This is a genomic window from Rhizobium sp. P1_E1, from assembly GCF_056406015.1.
Map to the genome: position 1 here is coordinate 71,010 of NZ_JBFUAY010000015.1, position 7,918 is coordinate 78,927.

Here is a 7,918-nt window from a genome sequence, read left to right on the forward strand (position 1 = left end):
GGAATTCCTCCGAAGGTGAGATATCTGAAGCGACTTAGGTCGCCAGGCTCCAGAAGCCATGCTTCTTGCCGTGCCGACGTTTCAGTTCCGCGACATAGTGGTCATGGGACCTGGTGTTGCCGAAGTCATCGATATGAGGCGCAAAGGATGCACAGTCCGCCAGATGCCTCGCCGCATGCTTATAGCGGCCGGACCGGCCGCTATCGAGCGCGAAATCGATCATGGAGCGCAAGGCAATGGTTGCCGCGAGCGGATGTTTCTCCGCCAGAGCTTCGGCTGCCAGCGTCATCAGCTCATAGAGATTGCCATCCAGTTCCGCCTTCCTGCTCACTACAAGTTTTGCCGCCTCGGCAGGCGTCGGCCAATTGAGAAAAAACGCAAGTGCCTGGTGGACGTCAGGAAAAGCCCGGGCATGGACAAATGCCTTCTCCTCGGCCTCAAGATCGTCGAAATCAGGCAGCCGCTTGAGGAAAGCCTTGAGGTGCTCGCCATGCAGCGACTGCTCGAAACATGTCCATCTATAGGTCTGTGCCTCCGCTGCACGCCCCAGGGCCTCGAGCGTCTCGACGCGCGCGCGCTGCCATTCGAATGGCATGTCGGCCCAGCCTCTCCTGTCGGCCTCATCCAACGTCTCAAGCGCTTCCTTCGCCCGACCGGCCGAGAGCAGACGATTGGCGATGTCGGCAGCTATCATCGGCGCCTTGCGCGCGTCCTCGGGGTGTTGGCCAATGTAGGCATCAACATCGCCCTGGGCGTCGGCAATTTCCTGCAAGGCTATGCGCACCGTCAGATCTCGCTGAGTGCCGTCGATCTCATCTTCGTAAAGGGGGCCCGCGCTGCCCCAGCCGATGATCTCGCGCTTGTCCTCCGCCGGCTTGTCTTTCGGCTCCTTGGACCATTGGATGAAGAGGGTTTTCAGGCAATCGAGACCATCCTTGCCGAGAGCTGGCGCCATCGCCGCAATCAGGTTGTCATACTGGCCGTAACCATCGTCTTGCACGGCTTTGAACACCTTCTCGGCCAGGACATTGGCGTCGATCCTGGCGGACGCGGCGATTGCGGCAGCATCCTCGCAAGCCTGATGAAAACTTTGGATGACAGAACCGCTGCTCTCGTTGGATCTCTCAAAGATCGAATTCGCCAGGGCGAGGAACTGCCATATCAGTTCGAAAGCCTCCTGGGGATCATCGGCGGCAACCGTCTCTGTGATCGTCTTGCGCTGCGTTTCCAGGTCGCTCTTCAGCGCCTTCACTTTGCGCCAGTTGATGAGGGTTCGAGCCCGGGCGATGCTGGCAAGCCGTTTTCGCACCTCACGCGCCACCTCGGCGCTGCCGTGATTGCCGGCAAGCTCCATTCGAAGCCGTCGCTTGTGGGCAGCACTGCCCATGCTGATCTCGACCAGCAGCTCGGCAAGGCGCTGCGCACCAAGGGATTCAAGATTCTTCGCATTGAGTGTTGTCTTGGCTGCCATCGGTCATCGCTATCGTTTCTGCGATGACCCTACCCTGCAGGCGGTACGAGGCCAAGGTCCGGGAATGTGCACAGGGATAATCCTCTGTGCCTCGCTATTAGCTAAAAACTAACGCTGCCTCGTAACGACTCCTAAAGCCGGTTTTGGCACCTTGTTGCCTGTCGAATATTGCTTCCAAATTTCTCGCTGGGGTTGATTATGAGTCATAATAAAGACGCCTGGGTCAGCCAGCGCGCTTATTCACTATGGGAATCGGAAGGCAGGCCGGATGGGCGTGGGGAAAGCCATTGGGCGCAGGCGCTGAGGGAGTTCGAGCAGCTGGAGCTGACGAAGGCCTCGCCTGATGGAAACGATCTCATCGAGAAGCTGAAGGCAGCCGGGCGGCTGATGCGGATCTATGACGAGGCGGCGCCCGCCGTTGAGAACGACCGGCAGATCAAGGCGGCTCGCTAGGCCGTATTTTTCAATCCCTGGGTTGCCGAAATATTCAGCGGCATTCCAGGCGGACGATCGGCCTTGCCGGCAGGCGTCTTGCCACCTCGACGAAACCGGCATCCAGAAACATCGACAGCGTTCCCGGATAGAGCTCGGCTCCGTTCGAAGCACGGGCTGCCTGATCGACAGGGTAGGCTTCGACACATTCGGCGCCGTTCGCGCTTGCGAATTCGACGGCGTGTTTCAATAACAATCGCGACAGACCCTGCCGCCGGAACGGCTTGCGGACGATGAAGCAATTGATCGACCAGACCGGCTTGTCATCCACCGGCGCAAAGGGTTTTGAGCGGCGCAGCCGATCGAATACGGCGCGTGGCGCGACACCGCACCATCCGGCCGGCTCGTTCTCATGATAGCCGAGAATGCCGGGTGCACGCCGTTCGGCGACGAGGCTTCGGAACCAATTGCGATTTCCCTCGCCCCATTCCGCCTTGTAGTCGGCATTCGGACGATACCAGTAGGCGCAGCGGCAATTCCGACCGCCTGCGCAATCGTCGAAGACCGCTTCGATATCGGCCAGGCGGTCGGCGGTGGCGGGGAAGAAAGAGAAGCGTTCCTGCATCCGGGCAAATTATGGCGCGGGCGGACGATCGGCAAGCGGTCGCCCGTGCCGGCCGATCAGCCGGCGCGGCCCTCCAGCTTGAGGTGCTCATTCTTTAGCGGCCGATGTCGTTTGGCTATCGCCGCCGATTGGCATTCGCGGGCGGGCGGCTCGTCCTGCCGCTACTGGCGTGCGGCCCAGCTCAGGCCACGTCGCAGGATGAGGGGCATGTAGGGATGGTCGAATTCGGCTGCGACATGGCCGAGGGCGGAATAGAAGATGCGGCCGGCACCGAAATGGCGCTTGAAGGCGACGGGCATCACGACATTGCGGGCTGCCGGATCGTAGGCGCCGGTGAAGGTGGTGGTCGCAAGGATTTCGACTGTGGGATCATAGTGGAGATAATATTGCTCCGAACGATAGTCGAAGTCGGGAATGCCCTCCATGACGGGATCGTCCTGGCGGGTGACGGCGACGCGGAAGTCGATGATATTGCCGGGATGGGCGACCCAGGTGACGCCGGAGACATAACGGAAAGGGGCGCTTTCCTTGAAGGACGTGGCGAGTGCACCGTGATGGCCGGCAAGCCCCAGTCCGCCGCGCACCGCTTCGACGAGGGCGCTAGCATGAGGCTTTTCGAGCGTTTCGCCGGTAATGATGGGCACCAGCAGATCGGCCTTCGCCAGCGTCGGAGATCCGAAAATGCCGAGATCGCCGGTTACCTCGACCGCAAAATCGTCCTCGCGCAGAAGGTCGGCGACGATATGAGCGCATTGCTCCGGTTCATGACCTTGCCAGCCGCCCCAAACGACCAATGCCTTCCTCATTCGCGCTCTCCCTGCCTGATGGCTGCAGACCGTTGATCATCACATGGTGGTAGAAGCCCCTTAGATCGCGCGGTTATGCAAATCACGCGAATAATTCATGAATATTGCGGGTCCGGCACACATCGCCCGGACGGGCGGCTTCGGCATTTGACGTATTGTCCGTTTGTGCCGATCGCAGTTCCTTCTTTTTATTGACGTGTATCTCGTTTAGGCTTCTCCCATCTCTCGTGAACAATAGGGTGGTGTATGGCAGGTGAAACGGTTCTTGTCGTCGGCGGCGCCGGCTATATCGGCTCGCATACGTGCCTCGACCTGGCGAACAAGGGCTATAGGCCTGTCGTCTTCGACAATTTTTCGAACGGTCATCGCGAGTTTGTCAGATGGGGGCCGGCCGAAGAGGGCGATATTCGCGATCGCGCCCGGCTGGATGAGGTGCTGGCCAAGCACAAGCCGGCGGCGATCCTGCATTTCGCGGCGCTGATCGAGGTCGGCGAATCGGTCAAGGATCCGGTTTCCTTCTACGAGAACAATGTGATCGGCACGTTGACGCTGCTTTCGGCGGCACAGGCGGCCGGCATCAATGCCTTCGTCTTCTCCTCGACCTGCGCGACCTACGGCCTGCCGCAGAGCGTGCCGCTCGACGAGACGCATCGGCAGGTGCCGATCAATCCCTACGGGCGAACGAAATATATCGTCGAACAGGCGCTTGCCGATTACGACCAGTACAGGAGCCTGCGCTCGGTGGTGCTGCGCTATTTCAATGCGGCCGGCGCCGATTTTGAGGGCCGGATCGGCGAATGGCACCAGCCGGAAACGCATGCGATACCCCTGGCGATCGACGCGGCACTCGGCCGCCGCCAAGGCTTCAAGGTGTTCGGCAGCGATTACGAGACACGCGACGGCACCTGTGTGCGCGACTATATCCATGTGCTGGATCTCGCCGATGCGCATGTGCGCGCCGTCGAATATCTGCTGAAGGGCGGCGATTCCGTTGCGCTCAACCTCGGCACCGGCACCGGCACGACGGTGAAGGAATTGCTCGGCGCGATCGAAGAAGTGTCGAACCGGCCTTTCCCGGTCGAATATATCGGCCGGCGCGAAGGCGATTCGCACACGCTGGTCGCCAATAACGACAAGGCGCGCGACGTGCTCGGCTGGGTGCCGCAGTATGATCTGTCTGAGATCATCCGCTCCGCCTGGGATTGGCATGCAAAATCCAACCAGCATTGAGAAGGCGCGCCGGCCGAACGTCCTGCTGATCACGGCGGATCAGTGGCGCGGCGATTGCCTGTCAGCCGTCGGTCACGCCTGTGTAAAGACGCCTGGTGTCGATGCGCTGGCGCGGGAAGGCACGCTCTTCCGGCGGCACTATGCCGGCGCGGCACCCTGCTCGCCGGCGCGGGCCACGCTCTATACCGGCCTCTATCAAATGAACCACCGCGTCTGCCGTAACGGTTCGCCGCTCGATGCCCGCTTTGACAATCTGGCGCTGGCCGCCCGGCGGGCGGGATATGACCCGACGCTGTTCGGTTACACGGATACGGCGCCCGATCCGCGCGGGATGGATGCCGGCGATCCGCATCTGACGACCTACGAAGGCGTGCTGCCGGGTTTTACGGCCCGCCAGCTTCTGCCCGAGCACGAAAGACAATGGCTCTCCTGGCTACGGTCCCGCGGCCATGCCGATGCCGTCAGCCGCGATATTCACATTCCCGTCGGTGCGGAAGCGGGAGAAATCTCAGATGCAGCGCCGGCCTATTCGCGCGACGAGACCCAGACGGCTTTCCTGGCCGGCGAGTTCATTCGCTGGGTGGGCGAACAGGACAGGCCGTGGTTTGCGCATGTCTCTTTCTTGCGTCCGCATCCGCCGTTCTCCGTGCYGGAGCCGTTCAACCGAATGTTCAAGCCGGGGGACGGACCGGTTTTTACACGCACGGCAAACTGCGAAGCCGAACAGGACGGTCATCCCTACCTCGCCTATGCCATGCCACGCTCCGACAAGGGCAGCTTCATTCACGGTGCAACGGGGCCGCTCAGCGACTGGAACGGTGAGGATTTCGCTGCGATCCGGGCGATCTATTACGGCATGATATCAGAGGTCGATGCGCAGCTCGGCCGTATCTGGCAGGCCCTCAAGGATGCGGATGCCTGGGACGATACGCTTGTTGTCTTCACCTCCGACCACGCCGAGATGGCGGGCGATCACTGGACGCTCGGCAAGGGCGGTTACTTCGACGGCAGCTACCATATTCCGCTTGTCATTCGCGATCCCGCAAGCAGTGCTGCGGGTGGGGTCGTCGACAAATTCACCAGCGCTGCCGATATTTTTCCGACACTTTGCCAAAGGCTCGGCGTCGACGCGAAGAACGGGCTCGATGGCCGGTCGCTCATGCCGTTTGTCAAGGGTGGCAGCGGACAGAACTGGCGGGACGCGGCATTCTGGGAGTTCGATTTCCGCGACATTGCGCATGGCGAGGCCGAGCGGCATTTCCGGCTGCGGTCCAATGAATGCAATCTCGCGGTGATCCGCGACGCGCGGTTCAAATATGTGCATTTTACCGCATTGCCGCCGCTCCTCTTTAATCTTGCCGATGATCCGATGGAGCTCGACAATGTCGCGGCGGATCCGGCCTATGCGGCGATAAGGCTCGACTATGCCGAGAAGCTGCTGTCGCTCCGAGCACGGCATCTCGATCAGACGCTCGCTTATACCGAACTGACGGAAAGAGGGCCGGTGACCCACCGGCCCTGATGTTAGTCTAGCCGAGCCGAACTAGGGTTCAGCCGAGATAATCGCGCTTGCCGATCGGAGCACCCTGGCTACGCAGGATGGCGTGGGCCGTCGCGACGTGGAAGTAGAAGTTCGGCAGGGCGAAGGTGGCGATGTATTCGTCGCCCGGCAGCACGATACCACTCTTTCCCGGCAGGGTGATCTGGCGGGTTTGCGTGCCTTCCAGTGCTTCCGCCGAGAAGCCGGCGAGATAGGCTTCGGTCTTTGCCAGGCGCTCACGCAGGTCGTCGAACGTCGTTTCGTTATCCTCGAACTTCGGGGCGTCGGTCGCCGTCAGGCGGGCGAGCGCAAATTTGGCGGTGTCGCTGGCGCGCTGATACTGGCCGGAGAGCGGCAGCATGTCGGGCGCAAGGCGAGCGGTGACCAATATGAGGGGATCAATATTCTTTTCCTTCGCATAGGCTTCGGCCTTGTCGAGGTAGGTTTTCAGGCTGGCGAGACCGCGCTGGAACATCGGAACGGTGAGGCGATACATCGAAATGGACATCTGTCCTGTCTCCAAAATCTTCAAATGATTGGGTCGCGGCGAGAGGTCGAAGGCGTCTGCGGCCGTGAGCCTGTCTTCGACCCTGCATAGATGGATGCTCGTTTCGTCTTTCACAACACCGACAATGCGGGCCTCGGTCCTGAAGCCCGCATGGCATTGCGCTCTCATCCATATCTTGACGCCGCTAAAGATACTTGACGCCGCTCCCAGAAAATGGAATGAATATTCCGCAGAGCGGATTTGACGGTTTGTTTGTTCCGTTTTTGTGGAGCGCCGCGGGAGAGGTGGCGCGGGGAATTGCGGCTTCAGAGCAAATGCCTGGGGCTCCGGCGTGAGGAGGGTGCAGCCGGGCACCGCTTTGTGGAGGAAGTAAAATGAAAAAGTTTATCCTGGGSACTGCGATGGCGCTCGTCATGTCGACGGCGGCTCACGCRGAAACTGTCGGCGTCTCGATGGCGAAATTCGACGACAATTTCCTGACGGTTCTGCGCAACGGCATGACCGATTATGCAAAGACACTCAGCGGTGTGACGCTGCAGGTYGAAGACGCACAGAACGACGTTTCCAAGCAGCAGAGCCAGATCCAGAATTTCATCGCCTCCAAGGTCGATGCAATCATCGTCAACCCTGTCGATACCGATGCRACCACGGCAATGTCGAAGCTCGCGGCCGATGCCGGCATTCCGCTGGTTTACGTCAACCGTCAGCCGGTCAACGTCGACACGCTGCCGGACAAGCAGGCCTTCGTCGCTTCCAACGAGCAGGAATCCGGCACGCTGGAAACCAAGGAAATCTGCCGCATTCTCGGCGGCAAGGGCAAGGCCGTCGTGATCATGGGCGAGCTCTCCAACCAGGCTGCGCGCATGCGGACCCAGGACGTCCACGACGTCATCAAGACGGATGAATGCAAGGGYCTGGAGATCGTCGAAGAGCAGACGGCGAACTGGGACCGCACCCAGGGCGCCGACCTGATGACCAACTGGCTCTCCAGCGGCATCGAATTCGACGCCGTGATCTCCAACAACGACGAAATGGCGATTGGCGCCATCCAGGCGCTGAAGGCRGCCGGCAAGGATATGACCAAGGTTGTCGTCGGCGGYGTCGACGCCACGCAGGACGCGCTTGCCGCCATGCAGGCGGGTGATCTCGACGTCACGGTGTTCCAGGATGCCGCCGGCCAGGGCAAGGGCTCGCTCGATGCAGCGCTCAAGCTCGCCAAGGGCGAAAAGATCGACAAGAAGGTCTACATTCCCTTCCAGCTCGTGACGCCTGCCAACGTCAAGGACTTCGTCACCAAGAACTGAGG

Annotated in this window: 8 protein-coding genes; 4 read left to right on the forward strand and 4 right to left on the reverse strand. The window is 60.7% G+C overall.

All coding sequences use genetic code 11. From position 1 onward, the window contains the following. Nucleotides 1-34: 34 nt before the first annotated feature. A complete protein-coding gene (locus tag AC1D1Z_RS08810; protein WP_131605708.1) occupies nucleotides 35-1,471 on the reverse strand; it encodes a DUF6880 family protein in 1,437 nt (478 codons plus the stop codon). Nucleotides 1,472-1,669: 198 nt separating this feature from the next. On the opposite strand from AC1D1Z_RS08810, the gene AC1D1Z_RS08815 reads away from it, so the two are divergent. Further along, nucleotides 1,670-1,924 carry a DUF2934 domain-containing protein gene (locus tag AC1D1Z_RS08815; RefSeq protein WP_018448355.1) on the forward strand — a complete coding sequence of 85 codons (255 nt, stop codon included), beginning with the start codon at nucleotides 1,670-1,672 and terminating at the stop codon, nucleotides 1,922-1,924. A gap of 34 nt (nucleotides 1,925-1,958) precedes the next feature. On the opposite strand, the gene AC1D1Z_RS08820 is transcribed toward AC1D1Z_RS08815, so the two are convergent. Further along, nucleotides 1,959-2,528 carry a GNAT family N-acetyltransferase gene (locus tag AC1D1Z_RS08820; RefSeq protein ID WP_131605707.1) on the reverse strand — a complete coding sequence of 190 codons (570 nt, stop codon included), beginning with the start codon at nucleotides 2,526-2,528 and terminating at the stop codon, nucleotides 1,959-1,961. Between the two features lie 161 nt (nucleotides 2,529-2,689). Continuing rightward, nucleotides 2,690-3,334, reverse strand: a complete 645-nt coding sequence (locus tag AC1D1Z_RS08825) for a ThuA domain-containing protein (protein ID WP_028734124.1) — start codon at nucleotides 3,332-3,334, stop codon at nucleotides 2,690-2,692. Nucleotides 3,335-3,580: 246 nt separating this feature from the next. Between AC1D1Z_RS08825 and galE the strand changes: the two genes are divergently transcribed. Next, a complete protein-coding gene (gene galE, locus AC1D1Z_RS08830; RefSeq protein ID WP_018517028.1) occupies nucleotides 3,581-4,564 on the forward strand; it encodes a UDP-glucose 4-epimerase GalE in 984 nt (327 codons plus the stop codon). Further along, complete coding sequence (locus AC1D1Z_RS08835; RefSeq protein WP_477850191.1) at nucleotides 4,542-6,086, forward strand: alkaline phosphatase family protein; 1,545 nt, start codon at nucleotides 4,542-4,544, stop codon at nucleotides 6,084-6,086. The genes galE and AC1D1Z_RS08835 overlap by 23 nt, the downstream gene beginning before the upstream one ends. 28 nt (nucleotides 6,087-6,114) lie before the next feature. Here the strand turns inward: AC1D1Z_RS08835 and AC1D1Z_RS08840 are convergent, their stop codons facing one another. Then, nucleotides 6,115-6,612, reverse strand: coding sequence for a DUF1993 domain-containing protein (locus tag AC1D1Z_RS08840; RefSeq protein ID WP_131605705.1), 498 nt, complete (start codon nucleotides 6,610-6,612; stop codon nucleotides 6,115-6,117). Between the two features lie 374 nt (nucleotides 6,613-6,986). Here AC1D1Z_RS08840 and AC1D1Z_RS08845 point away from each other — a divergent pair, with 374 nt between their 5' ends. Next, complete coding sequence (locus tag AC1D1Z_RS08845; protein ID WP_018244093.1) at nucleotides 6,987-7,916, forward strand: sugar ABC transporter substrate-binding protein; 930 nt, start codon at nucleotides 6,987-6,989, stop codon at nucleotides 7,914-7,916. The last annotated feature ends 2 nt before the right edge of the window (nucleotides 7,917-7,918 follow it).